Origin of the sequence: Paraburkholderia sp. UCT70, from assembly GCF_050434085.1 — a bacterium.
GTDB lineage: Bacteria > Pseudomonadota > Gammaproteobacteria > Burkholderiales > Burkholderiaceae > Paraburkholderia > Paraburkholderia tuberum.
The window spans coordinates 1,069,044-1,089,103 of sequence record NZ_JBNPVZ010000002.1 but is presented as its reverse complement, the minus strand read 5'-3'; the positions used below and the strand labels follow the sequence as shown (position 1 = coordinate 1,089,103).

Genomic DNA, 20,060 nt, shown 5'->3' with positions numbered 1-20,060 from the left:
ACGTTTTTTTGGCCTGCCCGATCAGCCCAGTGACAGCCGTGCAAACTCAGGTTCGGCCCTGAGCCGTTCCCAGTTCAGATCCGCGAAGCACGGGCCTTGCGTCGCCTCGCTGAATTTGACGTCGTTGTGCTTGCCGTTCCACTCCATCACCTTGACCTGGCCGTCCGCGTCGACCGTGAGATCCCAGCCGATGCAGCGCGCAAACGGAATCTTCCTGTGCAGGCGTAGCACGGTGGCCATGCATTTCTCGAAACATGGAATCTTCACGCCCGCAAAGCGCGCGCCCGAGTCTGGATGCGCGTCCACCGCGGCCCAGTCGCTCATATACCCCTCGTCACACAGTTCGCCTGTTTCGAGTTCGACCGGCACGCATACCTCGCGATCGCTCAGCACATGCGTATCGTCCGCCCTGCCGAGTCGCAAGTAGCAGGCTCGAATGGAAATGCGACCGGCCTCGTCCACCACGGTCGTGAAGCGCAATGTCGCCACCGGCTGCGCAGCAAACGTAGTGAACAGACTGTGCTGGTTGATGAACGTCTGAATCACGCCATTGCCGAGCGATCTGATGACCGCGGGGTCGAAGTTGGCACGGTCGAAGAAGTAGACACCGTTGCCCTGTCCGGAACCGTCGAGCTTGAATACGACGCGTTCGGTATGCTCGAAGACGACGTCTGTCAGATCGCGCTCGGGCACCACGACGCCTTTGTCGGTAAAGAACAGCCCATTGGCAAAGTACGCGACGTCCGGCAATTCGTCGCCGTCGAAGATCAGCCGTGAAATCGGCTTGAGGCTCGAAATCTTGCCGTACCAGCCTTGCATATGCGGCACGACGACGATGCCGTAGTAGTTGTCCGGAATCCAGCCTTCCTTGAAGGTGCCGCAAAACGCGGTATAAACGCGCAGCCAGGGTGCGTAGACCGGGTCGCCGAACACGTCTCGCGCATAGGTGTCCGCGAGCCGCAGTTTGTTCCGATCGGTCTTGCCATACCTGCTTTCGAGTCGCTCCAATATTTTTCTCGCCTGCAATTCGTGATCGTGGTGAAAGCGGTAAAGCGAGACCCGCTTCGCAGATCGTCTCACTATGTTTTCAACTCCGGATAGCATCATGCTCAGTACGCGTTTGGATGATGAAGCCCCTTGAAAATCGTGGCCAGAATGATCTTCATGTCGAGCCAGAACGACCAGTTGCGCAGGTAGTACAGATCGTGTGCGACGCGGCCCTCCATCTTTTCCAGGCGATCGGTTTCGCCGCGATAGCCGTTGATCTGCGCCCAGCCGGTAATTCCTGGTTTGATCCGATAACGGTGAATATAGCCCGACACGATGTTCTGGTAGAGATCGTCGTGTTCGAGCGCATGCGGGCGCGGCCCCACCACCGACATATCGCCGCGCAGCACATTGAAGAACTGCGGTAGTTCGTCGAGACTCGTGCGGCGCAGGAACGCGCCGACGGTCGTGATGCGTGGATCGTCGCGCGTGGCCTGTTCGAGAATGCCCGGCTTCTGCTCGTGCAGGCGCATCGTGCGGAACTTGTAGATCGTAAATACGCGGCCGTCGGCGCCTTTGCGACGCTGCGTGAAGAACACCGGCCCGCGCGAACTCAGTTTGACGGCGATCGCGCAGCCCAGCAGTATCGGCGAGATCGCGATCAACGCGACGAGCGCGAACAGACGATCGAACAGGTCTTTTTGCACCAACGCCTTCGGCGGCAGCGGCGACACGGCAAGATTGATCGTCGGCAAGCCGAGCAACTCGGTCATGCTCCCTTCGAACAGCGCAAGCGAGCGCACGTCGGGCATGAAGCGCACATTGATCAGGTCGTTGCGAAACTCCGCCACCAGCTTGAGAATCGCGCGCTCCTCGGTGAGCGGCAGCGCCAGCCACACTTCGCCGATCTGCTGTTCGCGCACGTAGCGAGCGAACGCACCCTGTTCTTCGAAGACCTGCACCGACGAGCGCGGCGGAATGCAGCAGCCGGGGTGCAGGTTATACAGCGCATTCGCGCGAAAGCCGGCCGCGGGCGACGCCTCGATCTTATGGATGATCTCGTCGCAATGTTCGCCGCACGCCGCCACCGCGACCTGCTGCAAGTTCATCCCCGCATGACGCATGCGCCCAAGCAACGCATGCGTGACCAGCCGGCCGGCCATTATTGCCGCGCCCGAAATGCCGGTCCAGTACACGAACCAGAGTCGCGACACGAAATCGATCCGGTGCAGCGAGAACATCAGCACCATCGCGCAGGCCTGCACGACGAGCCAGCCGAGCGCCACCTGGCTCGCCAGCACTCTTTTCGAGCGGCCACGCCACGATTGGTAGACGCCGAGCGCCGGAAAGACCGCGAGAGCAAACGCCGCGGCAAAAGCGACGAAGGCGAAATAAAAGCTCCATTGCGAGCCGCTGTCGAAGCGGATCTGGGAGGCCGCAAATGCCCCAGCCACGATCATCGCGACGTCGAACGCTCTCGCCAGTAGACCAGTCAGCAATCGCATCACAGCTCCCTCATAGGCGTAGCAGGTCGACTCCGTCGCATCAGCCACAACGCCCGTACTTGTCGTCGAAACGAACGATGTCGTCTTCGCCGAGATAAGTACCCGACTGCACCTCGATGATCTGCAGCGGCACGCGGCCCGGATTTTCGAGCCGATGGCGAACACCCAACGGGATATAGGTCGATTCGTTTTCGCCAAGAAGAAACTGCTCTTCCCCACGCGTGACGTGTGCGGTTCCACACACGACGACCCAGTGCTCGGCGCGATGATGATGCATCTGCAACGACAGACGGCCGCCGGGCATCACGACGATGCGCTTCACCTGAAAGCGCTCGCCATGATCGATCGAGTCGTAAAAGCCCCACGGGCGACGCACTTTTCTGTGCGCATCGGCCTCCGGCGACTTCTCGGCCCTGATCCGCGACACGAGCCCCTTGATGTCCTGCACATGCGAGCGATCCGCGACGAGCACCGCGTCGTCGGTCTCGACCACGATCATGTTGTTGGTGCCGACGCAGGCGAGAAGCCTGCCTCCTTGCGAGCGTGCGTAGGTCGCGGTGGCCCCTTCGAACAGCACGCGGCCGCTGGCCGCGTTACCGCAGTCGTCCTTCTCCATCGCTTGCCATACGGCATCCCACGAGCCGAGATCGGACCAGCCTGCTTCGAGCGGCACCACCACGCCCGAAAACGCCGACTCCGGTTTGCCAAGCTGCTCCATCACCGCATAGTCGATCGAGTCGGACGGCGAACCCAGAAACCCCTCGGCGTCCGGCACGATGCATTCTTCAGTCTTCTTCGCGTCGCGGTATGCCTGAACGCAGGCCGCGTGCATGTCCGGCTGAAACTGCTCGATGATGGAGAGCCAAACCGACGCTCGCACGACGAAGATGCCGCTATTCCACCAGTAATTGCCCGACGCGACGTACTGGGCCGCGAGTTCCGTCGCGGGCTTCTCGACGAAGCGCTCGATGCGGCGCGCGCCGTCTGGCAATGCGTCGCCGAGCCGGATATAACCGAAGCCCGTGTCCGGCCGTTCGGGCGGTACGCCTAGCGTGACGATCGCGCCGTCGCGCGCATGCCTCGCAGCGATGTCCAGCGCGTGGTGAAGCGCTTCGAGATTCGCGATCGCATGGTCGGCGGGCATTGCGACCAGAATGGCGTCTTCGTCTTCCGCGCATGCCGTCAACGCGGCAAGCGTCAATGCCGGCGCCGTATCGCGACGCGCGGGTTCGACCACGATCCGCGCCTTCACGCCGATCTCGCGCGCCTGTTCGTAAGTGGCGAAATAATGCTCGGTTCCGCAGACGATCACGGGATCGGCCGCGACGTTCCATGCGCAATCAAAACCCGCCATGCGCCCCATGGTTGCTTGCAGCAAAGTCTGATTGCCGATCACGTCGATCAGTTGCTTTGGAAACTGTTCGCGCGACACCGGCCACAACCGGGTGCCGGAACCACCGGCGAGAATCACCTGCACCAGCGTCGGAAACTCCGCCTCGGCAGAATCCTGTCGTATCGTTTCGACATCCGCTGCGGCTGCTGCCGCGGTAACCTTGCCCATCGCTAACTCCTTCGCATTGAAACCGGCTGGGAACGCGTCTCCCTCGAGGACACCGCATAGCGCGGTGTGCCGCGATCCACGCAAATACCGTCTGATGTGATTGATGACAGGCGTCCGCGTCAAACGGACCAGACCAGTAGTTCAGTTCGCAGTGAAAGATGCATGCGCCTACGGCGAATCCGGCTCAATCGGGAAGTACCGAAACTGACTGGCCGAATCGCAATGGTCTGCTCGACAACGACGACCGGAAAACGATTGAAACGAAAGATCGAATGCGGCCAACGACCTGCATCGGATCTGGTCGACATCGTGCCCCGATGAATTCATCATAGTGAGACCGCATTACGACGCAGCCCATCTGGCGCGAAGCGCGGAAGTTTTGGCGGTGCTCGCGGACTGGATTTAACAAGCTTGCGAACGAGCTTGCACTTCTATTGCAGGGCGCGCGATTGGAAATAAGCAGCGACACGTGCTACCGTTTAATGAACGTCCCGTGGCATTCATGTCAAAGATACACAGCGGTGTGATCCCCGCGCGGGCCACACTGTGAGTTTTCCGCTGTTCCCAACCTCGCCATCATCCAGCGCATGGGCACAACCCCAACCGGCGCGCCACTCGTTTTTCTGGAGTTGCAATGGCCTATATTTCGCTACTCGCACTTTTCCTGACGGTCACGAATTTTGTGCCCATCAGTGCGATCGGCTTTGTCCCGTTGCTATTGCTGGCATGGCGCTTTTACGGCCGCAGTTATCCCGCGTTCATCGCGCCGCTTACCGCTTTCACGGTGCTCGCGACGGTCTCGACGCTGCTCTATGATCCGCAGTCGTTCCTCGACTTCGACTTTTATCGGCGCGACGGCAATTTTTTCATTTCCTATGCGCCCATTTTTGCGGGTTTCGTGTATGCGCACCGCTGGGATCTGAACAAGGTACTGCGTGCGCTGTTCATTTTCGCGGTCATCATCAATCTGCCGATGTACGTCTACTACATCGCCACGAACGGGCTGTTCAGCATCTTCGTTAATCCGACCGACAGTTTCGGCAGCTACTTCATTGCGCGCAACGCAGCCGGCGGCTTCCTGGCGATGCTGTTCTGTCTCGGCGTAGCGTGCTACCTGCAAAAACGCAGCAAGCTGCTGATCGCGCTGCTCGCCTGCAATGTGCTGATGCTGTTTTCGACCTACAGCCGTGGCTCGCTGCTTGGCGCGGCGGCCGTTCTGCCCTATCTGTACTTTGGCCGCAAGCGCTGGATTCTCGGCACGCTGATAGCCGTGCTGCTGCTCGCCTCGGCCGCCATCGCGATCTACCATACCCAGCCGAACGTCGACTACATGGGCTATACGTTCGCGATTCACGCCAATGACGCCAAGGTCAACAACCTCAACATTCGCTACGAGTGGTTGTGGCCGCGAGCGCTCGCGTATTTCGTGCAAAGCCCGCTCGTCGGTCTCGGCTTCGGCTCCTTCGACGACCACATCGGCAGCCTCACCTCGTACTTCCATCTGTTCGCGGTGCCGTCCGACGTGGTGATCGAGCACAGCGACTCGCACGCTCACAACTCGTATCTGAATATCCTCGCCGAGCTCGGCGTAGTGGGCTTGACGCTGATCCTCGCGTTCTTCTGGAGACTGATCGAGTGGAGCAGGCAGGGGGCGGCGTATGCCGCGTTGGTCGAGGGCGGCCGCCAGTTCGCGGCGTTCCGCTTCGTCGAGATTTCGTCGGTTTGCCTGCTGGTGATGTCGGCAACCGAGCATCGGCTGGTCACGCCGTCGAATGTATTGATTCTTTCTCTGGTGATCTCGCTGCTGCTAGCCGCGAGTCCGCTGGCGGCCACCGCATTCAGGCCCGGCCCGCGCGGAGCGCGCAAGGCGGGCATCGTGGGCACGCGGGCTGCACAGCCCGTGCCCCAGCGCCCGACTCAGGGCGTAACGTCGGCAAGATGACGTTCTTCGGCCGGCAGCGACTGACTCGGTGCATAGGGAAGAAACTGTTCGACGCACGCATACGGGAGCCGCGCGTCGACAAAGCCCATCAGCGCCTTCTTGAAGTTCTCCGACGAAAACCGCTCGGCATTCTTGCGGCACACGCGTGCGTCGAATAGGGCTGCGTTGCTCTCGAACCGGGTAACGGCTTCGAGCAACGACGCGGTGCTTTGCTCACCGAAGAAAACCCCGGTGGGTCGCTCGAGCGGCAATCCCACCACCGATTCAAGCGCGCCACCGCGGCCGAAGGCGATCACCGGCGTGCCGCATGCCTGCGCTTCGACCACCGAAATGCCGAAGTCTTCTTCCGCCGCGAACACGAACGCGCGCGCGCGCCGCAAATGATCGACCAGCACATCGGACGGCTGATGCCCGAGAATCTGGACGTTGTCGCCGGCCACCGATTTGATCTTCTTCATCTCGGGACCGTCGCCGATCACGACCAGCTTGCGTTCAGGCGTTTGCGAAAAGGCCTGAACGATCAGATCGATACGCTTATAAGGCACCATCCGCGACGCCGTCACGTAGAAATCCTCTTTCTCCGTACCAATAGGCATGTTCACCAGATCGACCGGCGGATAGATCACGGTCTCGTTTATCGCTTCGCGCTGATAGGCCTTTCTGATACGCCGCGCAATGAACTGAGAATTCGCGACGAGATGATCGACGCCGTTCGCGGAGCGCGAATCCCAGCCTCGAATGTAATGAAGCAGCACGCGCGCCAACGCGGAGCGCAGCCCTCTGTCCAGATGGGATTCACGCAGGTACTGATGTTGCAGATCCCACGCATAGCGGATCGGCGAATGAATGTAGCTGATATGCATCTGGTTCGGCCCGGTCAACACGCCTTTCGCGACCGCGTGCGAGCTCGAAATGACGAGATCGTAGCCTGACAGATCCACCTGCTCGATCGCAATCGGCATCAACGGTAGATAGGCGCGGTATCGTCTTCGCGCAAACGGCATCTTCTGGATGAATGACGTGTTGACAGACTTCCCCTTCACGCAATCGCGGTCTTCGAGAAAATCGACAATCGAAAAGACGTCCGCATCCGGGAAGCACTCGATGATGTTCTTCAATACTTTCTCGGCGCCGCCGGACACTACCAGCCAATCGTGAACAATAGCGACTTTCACTTCGACCTCCTGTGACAATCCACCCAAACTCCCACACACTCACGCGCCACTTCAATCGTCCTTTGCGCCGTCCGCCTGCGTACGAAGCCCGCACACCACCCGCACCCGCTCGAGCGCCCGCTCGGCGCCGGGCACCAGTCCGACCAGCTCGAGGCGAATCAACACGCTGAGCAGCGTCACCGACAGCGCCGCTTCGCCAATCACCCGAGCAGAGGCCATGCCAATCGCGCCGAAACGCGGCGCGAGAAAGAGCGCCGCTGCGAGATTCACCAGCGCCGAGGCGACGCCGGCAATCGCGAGCACCCGGTCTTTCCTGCGCGGCACGAATACATAGAGCGCGACGAAATCATTGAAAGCCGCGAACGGGAACATCCATGCAAATACCTGCAATACGTGCACACTCGGCTCGAACGCGGCGCCGAGAATCAGCGGCAACACGAAAGGCGACAGCGTCAACGCGCCGCACAGCACGAGCACGCCATAGCCGAGCAGCAAGATGGCGCCGCGCCGCGTCGTGACATGCGCGCCCGCCTTGTCGCCCTGCGCGAGTTGCCGGGATATCGTCGGAATAAAGACTTGCGCCGCGGGGGCCATCAGGCTGAGTCCGATCGACGCGAAACGCTCGGCCGCGCCGAAATAGCCGACCTCCGCGGGCGTCGAGAACAAGGTCAGCAAATACGTCGACGATGCCGTCAGGACGACGGAGCCGGACGAATAGCAGAACAGCATCGTCGACCTGCGCACGAGCGGCAGGACGCCGGCAAACGCCAGACGCGGCCAGCCGAGTTGCCACGTCGTCAAACCGTGGGCAATGATCAAGGACGCGACACCCGCAACCAGCAGACTCGCCAACACCCATACGGCATCGTTCGGTCCTTTGACGAGAGTCAGCACCAGCACGAGACTCAGCGCGAAGCCGAACACTTCGATCATGATCGGCGTTCGAATCTGTTGCCGCCCCTGAAACAGCCAGCCGAGATTGCATGCCGACACGATACCTAGCAAGGTCGCGAGCAGGCCGATCAGCGGCCGCTCCGACAATAACGGTGAACAGAACGTCGCAATGATGCCGATGCCCGCGCCGATCACGGCGAGTGTCAGCCGCGCGCTGACCTGCAGCGAATAGATCGCATTGCATTCCTGGGTCGACTGCGCTTTCGCCACCTCGCGGATGCCGACGAAGGTGAAGCCGAAGCTGACGAGCATCCATATCACGTTCATCAGCGACATCGACGCGAGTACGCGGCCGTATTCGGCCACGCCGAGCACCCGGCCATAGAACGGCACGACGATCAGGAGGTACACGTACCTCATGAAATAGCCGGCGTAAACAAATACGATCAGGTTGGCGCTCGTTCGTCTATCCATGCCGTCCTCCTTCGCCTCAGCGTCCTGCGACGCGACGGCGCGCAAGCGGGTTCGCGATATAACGCACCGCGAAATCCGACAGCGGCGAATAAGGCACGAGACACAGGCTCGACAGTACGAGCGTGCCGAGCTTCTTCTTCAGGCTCCAGAACGGATTCGCAATGATCGTGTGCAGATAGTTGCGCGAATCGAGGATCATCCAATGCCAACGCCGGAACAGGGTCGCGCGATAAACGGAAGAGCAGAATGTCGCTTTCTCGTGTGAGAAGTCGAGAAATGTTGCCGGTAGTTCTATGTCGAGCCGGTCTTTGGCGATATTGCGCAGAATGGCCCAGCGCATGTTGAACGCGCGGGGCGCTTTCGTCAGTTGTTCCGAGTTCGCGAACGACACCGTTTGACTGCCCGCGTTATGCACCCGGTAGCCGCCTAGCGACTTCGACACGGTCGCGATCGGTCCAGCCAGCGCGACGCCATAGATCGCATAAAAGTCCGCGCCATAGCGATTCACGCCCTCTTCGGGAACCGGGAAGATCTGCTTGAGCGCGCTCACCCGGTAGGCATTGCCAGACGCGGGCGGGGACGGATAGAGCCACCCGCCGCGCAGCAGCCTGCCACAGTCGCGTGGCGGCTCGCTATTCGGCACGTAGGCACCCGTCAATGCGCCTTCGTTGTCCATCACGTCGAGCCGGAATTGCACCTTGGCCCACTCGCCGCCCTCGAAAAAGCGCATGACTTCGGTAACCGCGGATGGGTACAGCACGTCATCGGAATCGAGAAGGATCACATACTCGGTGGTGAGCGACGCGATTGCATAGTTGTAGGCGGATACCTGCCCGCCGTTTTTCTTGCACAACGTCAGTACGCGATCGCCATAGCTTTCGATGATCGCGCGCGAACCGTCGGTCGAGCCATCGTCGACGACCATGACGGTGGTCGCCGGATAATCCTGCGCGAGCGCCGAGTCGATCGCCGCGGCCAGATAGTGCTCGTAGTTGTAATTGCAAATCGCAATGGTGACCTGCTTCATGATGTGTCAACGCTATCCATCAGGTTCGATCCGCCGGCTCCCGGCGGTCGTCATGCTCGCGAAATATCGCTATGCCACCGCCTGCATCACACGACGTACCACGAGATAAGCCAGATGTTTGGGCGGATTATTACCAGCGCCGTTCACCTGGTCGGGTACCTTGAATCGCACGTTCATCAAATCGTTGTCCCAACTCAATGCAACCTTGTCCGGTGCGCTCGCCTCGCCGCTCAGCGCATCGATGAATTCGACCTGCACCGCGTGCGAGCGCAGCGGCTGCAGCCCGCCGATGGAAATGTTCTGCCAGCCCGCGCTGCTGCTCACCTGCATCACGAGGTCGTTGCCGGAAAGCAAGGCATTGGCAGCAACACCCGGACCGCATTGCAGCGGCTTCGAAAAACTCGCCAGATGCCCACCCGCTGTTTGACGCAACACGACCAAGCTTCGACCGGAAACGTTGTAGGTTCGTTCAGGCGGACCGGGATGCGTGAGACGAAACGGTTCATAGCCGTCCCAGTGATAGATCATCGACAGGTACTTGTTCGGGTCGTCCCAATTCCTGCCGAGCGCCCACACCGCGAAGTCGAAGAAATAACGCGGCAAATAGTGCGGGTCTTTCATGTACTCGTTGCCGATCTCCGTTTGCCAGATGCCGCGCGCGGGACCGCTCTTCACGTATCGCTGGTACAGCGATTCCATATCGGCAACCGGCAAATAGTGCGTGTCGATGTAGTCGACCCAATCGAGCATGCGCTCTTTCAATACCGGACTGCGATATTCGAGCCAGCGGTGGAAGTTATCGAGGCCGCCCTGGTCCGGCCAGCCGCCATATACCACATATGCGCGATAACTGCGAATGATGCGGGCCGCCGGAATATGAATCCGCTCGACGTAATCCTGCATCGCGCGCTCATACGGTTTCGAGCGTTTTTCGTCCTTGCTGAACTCCGGGCCGTGCCAGAACACGGACTGAGGCAAGCCGCCGGACAACTTGCCGGCCGCCTCGTTCCAGATCTGGAAATAGCGCAGGTTATAAGGCGGCGCCGAATACTTGCGAACCACCGCGTCGACATACTGCTTCCACGCATCCACGTCGACGGGTGCCGAATTGCTGTCGCCCGGCACAGTCGCATTCCATCTCGGCGTATAGCCGAGCATCAACAGCGAACCGATTCCATTGCGTTCGTTTCGCAACAGTGCCGACGGCAGATCGATATCGAACGCCGAGCTCGTTTTGTCGATGCGCATCGCCTCGCCGGGCCGATCAGGTTGGCCAGGGCCGACCGTGTCACGGCCCCAGCTAATGCCCATCGCTCGCCACATCTCGATGTCGGCGGCCGATCCGGCCCAGCCGTTCGTGCCGATCAGATCGGTCATCATGCGGGCGCGCGCGTTCGCGGGCGCTGGGTCCGGTACCAATGCTAGAGCGGGCCGGAGACTCGACAACGGCGCGGCCGCACCCGCCGCCAACGCGGCGAGTGTGCGCAATGCACGTCTTCTGCCAGCACGGGTCTTCATGCGATCCATGTTCGTGCCCACCCATCGCTAGCTCGCGGACGCGCGCGGCGTCAGTTCGGGCAGCCGCTCGCCAGTCTTGACATCGAGGATTTCGAGCACCGTTTGCGCCGCGCGCTCCCAGCGAAACTCGCGCGCATGCAGCAGCCCCGCACTGCGATAACGTTGGCGAAGATCGGCGTCGCTCATCATCTGCGCGATCTTTGCGGCGATGTCGTCCGCGGAGGTCGCGTCGCAGTACATTGCGGCATCGCCGCACGCTTCCGGTATCGACGTGCGCGCCGACGCGATCACCGGACAGCCGCAATACATCGCTTCCAGAGGCGGCAGGCCGAAACCTTCGTACAACGACGGAAACACGAGGCAGCCAGCGCTCTCGTACAGTGCCTTCAGCTCCGCGTCCGACACGCAACCTGCCCACACGACCTGCCGCGAATGCACAGGATGCTCGACGCCTGCACCGCTGAAGATACGCGGATACTGTTTTCCCACGATGACGAATTTGACGTCGCGCAGATGCCCGAGCCGCACGATCGCATCGAGCACGCCGCGCAGATTCTTGCGCGGATCGAGACTGCCGACGATCACGCAATAGGCGTCCTTGTTCAATTCGAGCCGTTGCAGCACCGATGGGTCGGCAACGATCCGGTCGAAATGATCCGCGGCGGGCGCCACCACTTTCACACGCGATTCCTCGATTTTCAGGTGATGGCAGATACGCATTTTCGAAAACGTCGAGACCGTCAGAACGATCGGATGCGTGCGCGGCAAGAGCGCGAAACAGATGCGATACCAGAGCCGGAATTTCCTCGAAAATCCTTGCGGCACGTCAAAGACGGCCATGTCGTGAACCATCACGACCTGACTGTGCTTGAACAGCGGGTTCGTATTGCACAGACTCAGCAGCGTGATGCCACGTGCGGCGATTGGCAGCGTGATCTGCTCCCACAGCGTGCCGCGCAGCCACGGAAAGCGCCGTTGCGGTTTGAGCAGCGCCCCCGGCTCGACGGCGTTTTGCGGCACGAACACTTCCGGTTCATCACCGGGCGCGGCGCGCATCTGCATGGCCCGCGTCAGCTCATACGCCACGCGTTGAACTCCCGTGACGGACTGCGAAGTAAACTTTCCGTTGATTGCAAAGGCCATCTGGTTCTCCGTTTTACGCCATCGCGAACGCGCTTTACCGCGTTGGGATCTCCACACGCTCAGGCGCCTCGCGGCGCTTGCTGTCCGACGTCGTTTTCGCCGAAATCGCTGGCATAGTTCGTTTCGTAGCCATAGTTCTTCGTGCTTCGACGCAGCGGAATGCCGTTGAACACCGCGCCCGCGATGCGCCCTTCCGCGCGTTCCACCTTTCTGATCGTGTCGGCGATCTCCTCCTCGCTTTGCATGCCCGAGCGCAGCACGAGCAGGGACGCGCCCGCCTCGTTCGCGACGATCGAGGCGTCGGTGACCGCGAGGAAAGGCGGCGTATCGATGATCACCAGATCGAACTGGCTCGACAGCCGCTCGAGTACATCCTTCAGGCGCGGCCTCATCAGCAGCGCGGCGGGGTTCTCCGGGCGCACGCCGCATGACAGGAACGTCAATCCGTCGATGCGGGTCGAGCGCAGCGCATTGCGGAGCGGCAGGCGTTCGGACAGTACTTCGGAAAGGCCTCCACGATTGCTCTCGTTGAATAGCGAGGCGAGATGACCGCGTCGCATGTCGGCATCGATCAGCACCACCCGTGAGCCGATTTCAGCGTGCAGGATCGCCAGATTCGCGGCGACGAAGCTCTTGCCGGCCGATGGCGTGGGCCCGATGATCATCACAATGTTGTTGCGTGCATGCGCGAGATCGCGCGTGACGGCGGTCCGTACGCTGCGCAGCGCTTCGACCGACGTGTCGTGCGGAAAGCGCGCGGCGAGAATCCTGTTCTGAACGCCGGAATCGAACTGAATCTCGTGCAGACTCTTCTGCATCGGCGGATGGGCGCGCCCGGCTGCTGCCGGCAGCGATTTGCGCCCCGCGGTCGCATCGCGGTCGAGCAGCAGTTGCTGATGGCTGAACAGAATCTCGCCAAACACCGGCACGCTCATCTCGCGCTCGACGTAGCGCGGGTCGGTCACGCCGATCATCACGTGGCGGCGCATGAAGACCAACACGACGCCGGACACGATACCGAGCACCAATCCGCCGCCGAGCACGAGAATCGGCTGTGGCTTGACCGGCATATGCGGTCTGATCGCGCGATCGAGAATATGCGCGCCGCCCGTCGTGCTGGCGCGGCGCACCTGCAATTGCTCGGCCTTCTGCACCATGCCGAGATACACCGTTTCCGCGACCTTCTGCGCGCGGATCAGATCGACGCTCGCGCGTTCCGACGCGGGCATGCCGTTGAAATGGTCGGAGAATTTTGCTTTCGCTTCTTTCAATTGCGCCAGTTGCTCGTCGACGTTCTGCACCCAGCGGCTCTGTTCCGTATAGCGCTCGAGCATTTGCGTGCGCTGCAATTGCAGCGCCGCGATCTGCTTGTCGAGATCGAGGCCGCCCTGCAAATAGGCTTGCGCTTCGTTGGTCGGCTGCATCGATTGCGAGCTTGAGCGGAAGTTCTTCAGCGCTTCCTCGGCTTTTCGCAAATCGCCGAGTAGACGCGGGAGTTCGCCGTTAATAAACGCGAGCGTCTGCGTGTCGTTCGCTTGCCGGCTCGCCACCGCGTACGCGAGGTATTGCTCTCCCAATGCATTGGCGACGGTCGCGGCTTTGTCCGGACTCTTGTCGCGGTACTGGATTTGCAGCAGCCCAGAGTCTTTCACCTTGTCGCCAATCTTGACGAGACTGGTGAAGCGCTTGATGGCATCGAGCTCATTCCAGCGGATCACCTCGAACTTCGTGCCCGGCCGCGCAGAGAGTTCCTTCACGAGCATCGACACGCCGTTCTGCTTGAGCGGCATGCCGACCGTGCCTCTCGCCAGCAACTCGCCGGACGGGCCGTGCAATTCGAAGGCGCCATTGTCGAGCGCGGTCAAGGTCAGCTTCTCTTCCTCGAGTTCGCGCGGCACGTCGAGCGCGGCGATCTGCACACGCTCGCCGCCCCATGCAAACGATTTCAGCCCGAGCCACGGCGCCGCGGGCTGTCCCGGTGTAGCGAATTTCTCGGCGATGTCGCCGAGAACTGGAAGCTTGTGCGGCTTCACCGAAATGTCGAAACGGAACTGGTCCATCACCGGCTGCAAAACCGACCGGCTTTCCATGACCGCCATTTCGGTTACCGACGACGGCGTCGGTGGCGGCAACAGTTCCTGGTTCTGCAACGCGAGTCCGAGGGCATTTGGCTCGGGTGGGTCCACGCGAACGATTACGTCAGCGGAATAGATAGGCGTGGCAATCAGAAGATACGCGACCGCGAGCGTGAGGACGACGACCGTCGTCACGACGATCTCCCAGATGTGGTCGCGCATTAGCGTGAGCATCGCGCTGGCACTGAGTTGTCTACGCTCGGTATCAACAGCGGGATAGAGCGAGTTTTGCGGATAGTAATCCACCGGTCTGATCCTTGCAGGTTGATGAAACAAAACGATCGGCGATCGCTTTGCGTCGCCACGTCGCTATTTATGCCGCCGGCCGGATATACCCTCGATTGGCTGGCAGCACGGCGAAGCGACGTGCTGTGTCGGGTTAGGTCGGGGAGCCGTGTTCGGGGACCTCTCGAACCACGGAAGGCTACACACCTATTGCTTATCCACCGCGGCATTGCCGATTGTTCTTCTCACGAATCAGCGAATGCGAAGCCCGCCATTCACGTAATCCGCGATTGACAATTTCTCTCTCGATGTTGCGGTGAAGCATAGTCCGCAAAGGATCGAGGCATTCGCCGGCGGCCCAAAGTAGGGTGCTATTGGCCGATAATGCGGAGCCTTTTACAAATGAAACAGAAGCCGGAAAGGCTTGTTGCGATCTGCAAGTGCTGTAACAGAGTTATACGACAGGTATCGTACATCGCGACAGAACGCCAATTGCACGGCTCAAGTGCCAAGAATGCCGTTGTTAACCCGCAAATCGCGCCGCATCCAGGCCACTCGGCGCATTCCGCCGATACCCCAGCGTTTCGCTTGCAAGAATCGCGCTAATTGATCGGGAAAAAAATTCCGTGCAACGTTAATTAGTAGCACGCATTTCCGCGAATAGCGAAGTAAGAATTTCTTGAACCCTGACGATTACGCCAAAACACCCACGCATGCCGGCCAAGCTCGTCTCGCCCAAATCGATGCGCTAATCTCAATGCGTAGATTTTCCTGACTGGAGAAGCTCGCGTGATGAAGCACATTGGTCTATTCGTCTTTCAGGATTGTTCGATGGCAAGTACCGGCGCGATCGGCGACGCGTTCCGGCTTGCCAATGAGTCCAAGAGAACGGCTGGCGAAGAGGCGCCATACCGGTTTACCGTGGTATCCGACGGCGGCGGTCTGGTGACCAGTTCGTCCGGCATATCGATCTGGACGCAAGGCCTCGAACGCTACTGCCTCGCTGATTTCCACGCGCTCTTCGTGGCCTGCCGCGACGTCACCGAAGTCGCGGAATCCAACGACCGCTTTCTGTCGTGGATCTCGCTGCAAGGATCGATTGCATCTTTCGGCATGCAACAGGGTGCGAATCTCGCGGTCGTCTGCAACGATCCGCTGCAATCGATCGTGCCGATTTTTCTGTTCGACGACAGCGGTGACGCCGCGCGCACGCAAAGCAATGTGACGCCGACCGATCTCGCGCTCGCGCAGATCGAACGCGACATCAATACCGATACTGCCCGGAAGATCGGCCGCATCCTGCAAACCGGCTACGCCGAGAAAAGCCGCTCCGAGTTCGACGACGTCAACATCACGACGACGACGGAGAAGATTCGCGAATCGGCGCGCTGGATCAAGGAAAACTACAGCAAGGCAATTTCGGTTGCGCAGGCGGCCGAATCGGTGGCGATGAGCAAGCGCAATTTCCAGCGCCGCTTCAAATGCGAGTTCGGCATGACGCCGCTCGAATATCTGCTGCGCACACGCTTCGAGATCGTTCGCTCGATGCTGAAGAACACCGATCTGCCGGTCGACAAGATTGCGCGCCGCTGCGGAATGGGCGACGGTAATCGGCTTGGGCGGCTATTCAAGGAGCGCTATGGGATGTCGCCGACGCAATTCCGCGCGCAACAGCATGTGGATGCGGAGGAACGATGGCTGACGCCGGAGGAAAGCTGGAGTGCCGCGACCGAGATGTTGCGGCAAGCGCCGCTGACGCTTTGATTTCAATTCCCGTTACTCCGAGGACGACTCGTCGACTCGACCGCAAAGGGATTAGAACATGACGATCATCAAATCCGGCGAACTGGCCGCGCAGGACGCGGCCGTCGTGCCGGAAAACATCGCCTCCCTACAGTCCGGGGACAGTGCTCTGGCCGCGCCCTGCGGGCAGCCGGGCTTGCACAACGGTGCGCATGCGGCGCACGGGCAATCGCCATCTACCGCGAGAAAAATCAAGGAAGCGGCGAAAACGCTATTGCCGGACGCCCTTTTCCTAAGCCTGTTACATCACAAATGCATTGGCCGCTATCCGAACCTGATTCGTCCGGTGACGTTCAATGAGAAGATCCTGCAGCGCAATCTTCATCCTGATCCGCGCTATATCGACCTGACCGACAAGCTTCTGGTGCGGGAATATGTTGCCCGGAAAATCGGCGACAAGCATTTGATACCGCTGATCGCAGTACCCGATGCATTCACGCCCGAAGTCTTCGACGCACTGCCGGATGCTTTCGTAATGAAAGCCAATCACGGCAGCAGCTACGTCGAAGTGGTGAGGAACAAATCAGAGACCTCGTTCGAGAAGCTGAAGAAGCTCGCCGACCAATGGTTGCGCGCCGAATTCTATTACGTTGGGCGCGAGCGGCACTATCGGACGATCGAGCCGCGCGTTTTCTTCGAGCAGTTGCTGCTCGATCGGCGCGGCCAGATTCCGGCGGATTTCAAAATGCACTGCTTTGGCGGCCGTCCTGGCGGGCCGATCATCTATATCCTCGTGATCTCGGATCGATTCGGCAACGCGACGCACGGCGACGTGTACGACGCCGACTGGAATCACCTCGATATCGCAATCGGCGACTACAAGCGCAGCGCGTTGCCCGCTCCGCGCCCGCCGCATCTACACGCCGTGCTCGATGTCGCGGCCCGTCTGTGCGAAGACTTCGACTATGTGCGCGTCGACCTGTATGCGCCGGACGACCTCGTTTATTTCGGCGAACTTACATTTACGCCCGGCGCGGGCGTGCTGCCCTTCACGCCGGACAGTATCGATTACGAGTGGGGCAAGCTGCTGGCTTGAATCCGCTTTCATTCGTAGCGTTTTGCCTCCTCCATCCGATCGGGCATGCCGGTCAGCGCTTTCAGCGTTTCAACGGCGAGCATGCGCTCACGCAAAGAGATGGAGGCGGAAAAGGCAAGGACACAAGCGTGGGCGGCGAGCGCCGCCCGCCATCAAGCCGGCGACATGCCGTTTTGCAGCTTTGCGCCGTCGGCCTCGCGCGAGGCCAGAAACGCCAGCAACGCCTTGGCTGCTTCACGCTGGCGCGCCACGGTGCAGATCGCGGCGGTGAAAGTCGTGGTGGACTGGATGGCGGCCGGAAGCTCGCCGAGCACGTCGATGCCCGCCACGTGAATCAATTCGCTCATCTGCTGAAAGCCGAGCGCGGCTTCTCCGCGCGCGACGAGCGTGCCGACCGGCACACCCGGCGGCGCCTTCACGATACGCGAAGCGATCTGCCCGGCAATGCCCCAGCGTTCGAACAGCTTCAGCAGATGCGTGCCGCTCGGCCCCGTCGAGTAACCGATGCTGCGCGCACCGAGAATCGCGTCGCGCAGCGCTGCTTCGGACGCGATGTCCGGGTGCGTTTCTCCGGCCGCGACCGCGACCGCGATGCCCGAGCGCGCGAGCCCGACGCGGCTCGCCGCCTCGACACAACCCGTCACCACGAGCCGCTCGATCGCGTCGCCGGCAAGCACGACGATGTCGAAGACTTCGCCATCCTCGACCCGGCGCGCCGCATCGACGCCGCCGACCGATTCGATGACGACGCCTTGCCCCGTGCACCGCTCGTAGAACGCGGCGAGTTCGGCCAGCACCTGGCGCGTGGCCATCGACGAAATGCCGGTGATCGGCGCGCGCGTGGCTTGATCGTTGCTCATTGCGACCACGGCTGTCAGTCCTTGTAACGCAGTCCGGCCTGCTCGAGCGGCCCGCGCATGTTGTACATGTCGAGACCGAGCACCCCAGAGGCGAGTTTCGCGCGCTTCTCGGCTTCATTGGCCTCGCGCGCCGCAGCCTTGTCGAGCACGGCTTGCGCCGCGGCCACCGGCACCACGACCACGCCGTCCTCATCGGCAACGACGACGTCGCCCGGTGTGACCAGTGCACCCGCGCACACGACCGGAATGTTCACCGAGCCGAGCGTCGCCTTGACCGTGCCTTTCGCCGAAATCGCCTTGCTCCAGACCGGGAAGTTCATTTCGGTCAGCACGCCGACGTCGCGCACGCCGGCGTCGATGATCAACGCATGAGCGCCGCGCGCCTTGAAGCTCGTGGCCAGCAGATCGCCGAAGTAACCGTCGGTGCTCTGCGCGGTGACGCCCGCGACGACGACGTCGCCCGGCCGGATCTGTTCGGCCGCGACGTGCAGCATCCAGTTATCGCCCGGTTGCAGCAGCACCGTGACGGCCGTGCCGCTCGCGCGCGCGCCGGTATAGATCGGGCGCATATACGGTTGGAGCAGGCCCGTGCGGCCCATGGCTTCATGCACGGTGGCCGAACCGAGCGCGCCGAGTTTCGCTGCCACCTCCGCATCCGCGCGCTGGATGTTGCGATAGACGACTCCGATTTCATACATGATCACAGCCCCTTCGTTTTCAGCAAGGCGTCGAGACGCGGATAGACGCGCCGCGCGTTACCTTCGTAGATCTTGTAGCGCTGCTCCGGATTCATATCCGCGGCTTCAACGTAGCGCTTCGTGTCGTCGAAATAGTGACCGGTTTCCGGATCGACGCCGCGCACCGCGCCGATCATTTCGCTCGCGAACAGGATGTTGTCCACGGGAATCACGCGCGTGAGCAGGTCGATACCCGGCTGATGATAGACACAGGTGTCGAAGAACACGTTGTTCAGCAGATGGTCTTTCAGCAAGGGCTTTTTCAGTTCCTGCGCGAGGCCGCGGAAACGACCCCAGTGATACGGCACCGCACCGCCGCCGTGCGGAATCACGAAACGCAGCGTCGGGAAATCGCGAAACAGATCCGAGGTCAGGCATTGCATGAACGCGGTGGTATCCGCATTCAGGTAGTGCGACCCGGTGGTGTGGAAGCACGCGTTGCAACTCGTGCTCACGTGAATCATCGCGGGAATGTCGTACTCCACCATCCTCTCGTAGATCGGGTACCAGGAACGGTCCGACAACGGCGGGCTGGTCCAGTGGCCGCCCGACGGATCGGGATTCAGGTTGATCGCGACATTGCCGTACTGCTCGACGCATTTGACGAGTTCAGGAATACAGGTGGCCGGATCGACACCCGGACTTTGCGGCAGCATCGCGGCCGGCACGAAGTTCTCGGGAAACAGCCGGCTCACGCGATAGCACAGTTCGTTGCAGATCGCGGCCCACGTGCTCGAGATTTCGAAGTCGCCGATGTGGTGCGCCATGAAGCTCGCGCGCGGACTGAAGATCGTCAGATCGAGGCCGCGTTCGCGCATCAGTTTCAACTGGTTGTTTTCGATCGACTCGCGCAGCTCGTCGTCGCTGATCTGCAATTCCGACCCCTTCGGCAATCCGGAAGGACTCTTGATGCCTGCGATCTGGCGGTTACGCCACGTCTCCAACGCTTTCGGCGCGGTGGTGTAGTGTCCGTGAATGTCGATGATCACCGTGATTCCCCAGTAGATGAATTTATCCAGCGGCGCCCGCGAAACGCAC

Annotated in this window: 15 protein-coding genes; 3 read left to right on the top strand and 12 right to left on the bottom strand. The window is 60.9% G+C overall.

Translation table 11 applies throughout. The features are described 5' to 3' along the window. Positions 1-21: 21 nt before the first annotated feature. The 3 genes from OKW41_RS07270 to OKW41_RS07260 are packed head-to-tail and all read right to left on the bottom strand — an operon-like array spanning position 22 to position 4,053. Complete coding sequence (locus tag OKW41_RS07270; protein ID WP_429445827.1) at positions 22-1,107, bottom strand: sugar-transfer associated ATP-grasp domain-containing protein; 1,086 nt, start codon at positions 1,105-1,107, stop codon at positions 22-24. A 2-nt stretch (positions 1,108-1,109) separates the two neighbouring features. Beyond that, a complete protein-coding gene (locus OKW41_RS07265; protein WP_429572031.1) occupies positions 1,110-2,492 on the bottom strand; it encodes an undecaprenyl-phosphate glucose phosphotransferase in 1,383 nt (460 codons plus the stop codon). A 40-nt stretch (positions 2,493-2,532) separates the two neighbouring features. Further along, positions 2,533-4,053 (bottom strand): mannose-1-phosphate guanylyltransferase/mannose-6-phosphate isomerase, encoded by a 1,521-nt coding sequence (locus OKW41_RS07260; RefSeq protein ID WP_429572030.1) that lies wholly within the window; start codon positions 4,051-4,053, stop codon positions 2,533-2,535. 634 nt (positions 4,054-4,687) lie between these two features. Here OKW41_RS07260 and OKW41_RS07255 point away from each other — a divergent pair. After that, a complete protein-coding gene (locus tag OKW41_RS07255; protein ID WP_429572029.1) occupies positions 4,688-5,995 on the top strand; it encodes an O-antigen ligase family protein in 1,308 nt (435 codons plus the stop codon). On the opposite strand, the gene OKW41_RS07250 is transcribed toward OKW41_RS07255, so the two are convergent. From OKW41_RS07250 to OKW41_RS07225, 6 genes are all read right to left on the bottom strand, one after another. Further along, on the bottom strand, positions 5,971-7,170 hold the full coding sequence (locus OKW41_RS07250; RefSeq protein WP_429572028.1) for a glycosyltransferase family 4 protein: 1,200 nt from the start codon (positions 7,168-7,170) through the stop codon (positions 5,971-5,973). The two genes, OKW41_RS07255 and OKW41_RS07250, sit on opposite strands and share 25 nt — an antisense overlap. A gap of 51 nt (positions 7,171-7,221) precedes the next feature. Beyond that, positions 7,222-8,538 carry a lipopolysaccharide biosynthesis protein gene (locus OKW41_RS07245; RefSeq protein ID WP_429572027.1) on the bottom strand — a complete coding sequence of 439 codons (1,317 nt, stop codon included), beginning with the start codon at positions 8,536-8,538 and terminating at the stop codon, positions 7,222-7,224. Positions 8,539-8,554: 16 nt separating this feature from the next. Beyond that, a complete protein-coding gene (locus OKW41_RS07240) occupies positions 8,555-9,565 on the bottom strand; it encodes a glycosyltransferase family 2 protein (protein ID WP_429445815.1) in 1,011 nt (336 codons plus the stop codon). 69 nt (positions 9,566-9,634) lie between these two features. After that, positions 9,635-11,092, bottom strand: coding sequence for a hypothetical protein (locus OKW41_RS07235; protein WP_429572026.1), 1,458 nt, complete (start codon positions 11,090-11,092; stop codon positions 9,635-9,637). Between the two features lie 18 nt (positions 11,093-11,110). Continuing rightward, positions 11,111-12,226 carry a glycosyltransferase family 4 protein gene (locus OKW41_RS07230; protein ID WP_429572025.1) on the bottom strand — a complete coding sequence of 372 codons (1,116 nt, stop codon included), beginning with the start codon at positions 12,224-12,226 and terminating at the stop codon, positions 11,111-11,113. A gap of 59 nt (positions 12,227-12,285) precedes the next feature. Then, positions 12,286-14,607: a polysaccharide biosynthesis tyrosine autokinase gene (locus OKW41_RS07225; RefSeq protein ID WP_429572024.1), complete on the bottom strand. Its 2,322-nt coding sequence runs from the start codon at positions 14,605-14,607 to the stop codon at positions 12,286-12,288. 810 nt (positions 14,608-15,417) lie between these two features. Here OKW41_RS07225 and OKW41_RS07220 point away from each other — a divergent pair. Continuing rightward, entirely contained in the window at positions 15,418-16,350 is a 933-nt protein-coding gene (locus OKW41_RS07220; RefSeq protein ID WP_429572023.1) for a GlxA family transcriptional regulator, read from the top strand. A 58-nt stretch (positions 16,351-16,408) separates the two neighbouring features. After that, positions 16,409-17,425 carry an ATP-grasp fold amidoligase family protein gene (locus tag OKW41_RS07215; RefSeq protein ID WP_429572022.1) on the top strand — a complete coding sequence of 339 codons (1,017 nt, stop codon included), beginning with the start codon at positions 16,409-16,411 and terminating at the stop codon, positions 17,423-17,425. A 152-nt stretch (positions 17,426-17,577) separates the two neighbouring features. Here the strand turns inward: OKW41_RS07215 and OKW41_RS07210 are convergent, their stop codons facing one another. Genes OKW41_RS07210 through OKW41_RS07200 form a run of 3 tightly spaced genes read right to left on the bottom strand, consistent with a single transcriptional unit; the run spans position 17,578 to position 20,011 of the window. After that, entirely contained in the window at positions 17,578-18,285 is a 708-nt protein-coding gene (locus tag OKW41_RS07210; RefSeq protein ID WP_429572021.1) for a substrate-binding domain-containing protein, read from the bottom strand. Positions 18,286-18,299: 14 nt separating this feature from the next. After that, positions 18,300-18,983, bottom strand: coding sequence for a 4-carboxy-4-hydroxy-2-oxoadipate aldolase/oxaloacetate decarboxylase (gene ligK / locus OKW41_RS07205; protein WP_429572020.1), 684 nt, complete (start codon positions 18,981-18,983; stop codon positions 18,300-18,302). 2 nt (positions 18,984-18,985) lie between these two features. Next, a complete protein-coding gene (locus OKW41_RS07200; RefSeq protein WP_429572019.1) occupies positions 18,986-20,011 on the bottom strand; it encodes an amidohydrolase family protein in 1,026 nt (341 codons plus the stop codon). Positions 20,012-20,060 lie beyond the last annotated feature (49 nt).

Excerpts from the sequence above, each read along its gene's own strand:
- ligK (WP_429572020.1), bottom strand. The coding sequence starts at position 18,983 with ATGTATGAAATCGGAGTCGTCTATCGCAACATCCAGCGCGCGGATGCG.
- OKW41_RS07245 (WP_429572027.1), bottom strand. The coding sequence starts at position 8,538 with ATGGATAGACGAACGAGCGCCAACCTGATCGTATTTGTTTACGCCGGC.
- OKW41_RS07220 (WP_429572023.1), top strand. The coding sequence starts at position 15,418 with ATGGCAAGTACCGGCGCGATCGGCGACGCGTTCCGGCTTGCCAATGAG.
- OKW41_RS07210 (WP_429572021.1), bottom strand. The coding sequence starts at position 18,285 with ATGAGCAACGATCAAGCCACGCGCGCGCCGATCACCGGCATTTCGTCG.
- OKW41_RS07215 (WP_429572022.1), top strand. The coding sequence starts at position 16,409 with ATGACGATCATCAAATCCGGCGAACTGGCCGCGCAGGACGCGGCCGTC.
- OKW41_RS07270 (WP_429445827.1), bottom strand. The coding sequence starts at position 1,107 with ATGATGCTATCCGGAGTTGAAAACATAGTGAGACGATCTGCGAAGCGG.
- OKW41_RS07235 (WP_429572026.1), bottom strand. The coding sequence starts at position 11,092 with ATGGATCGCATGAAGACCCGTGCTGGCAGAAGACGTGCATTGCGCACA.
- OKW41_RS07265 (WP_429572031.1), bottom strand. The coding sequence starts at position 2,492 with ATGCGATTGCTGACTGGTCTACTGGCGAGAGCGTTCGACGTCGCGATG.
- OKW41_RS07260 (WP_429572030.1), bottom strand. The coding sequence starts at position 4,053 with ATGGGCAAGGTTACCGCGGCAGCAGCCGCAGCGGATGTCGAAACGATA.
- OKW41_RS07230 (WP_429572025.1), bottom strand. The coding sequence starts at position 12,226 with ATGGCCTTTGCAATCAACGGAAAGTTTACTTCGCAGTCCGTCACGGGA.
- OKW41_RS07240 (WP_429445815.1), bottom strand. The coding sequence starts at position 9,565 with ATGAAGCAGGTCACCATTGCGATTTGCAATTACAACTACGAGCACTAT.
- OKW41_RS07255 (WP_429572029.1), top strand. The coding sequence starts at position 4,688 with ATGGCCTATATTTCGCTACTCGCACTTTTCCTGACGGTCACGAATTTT.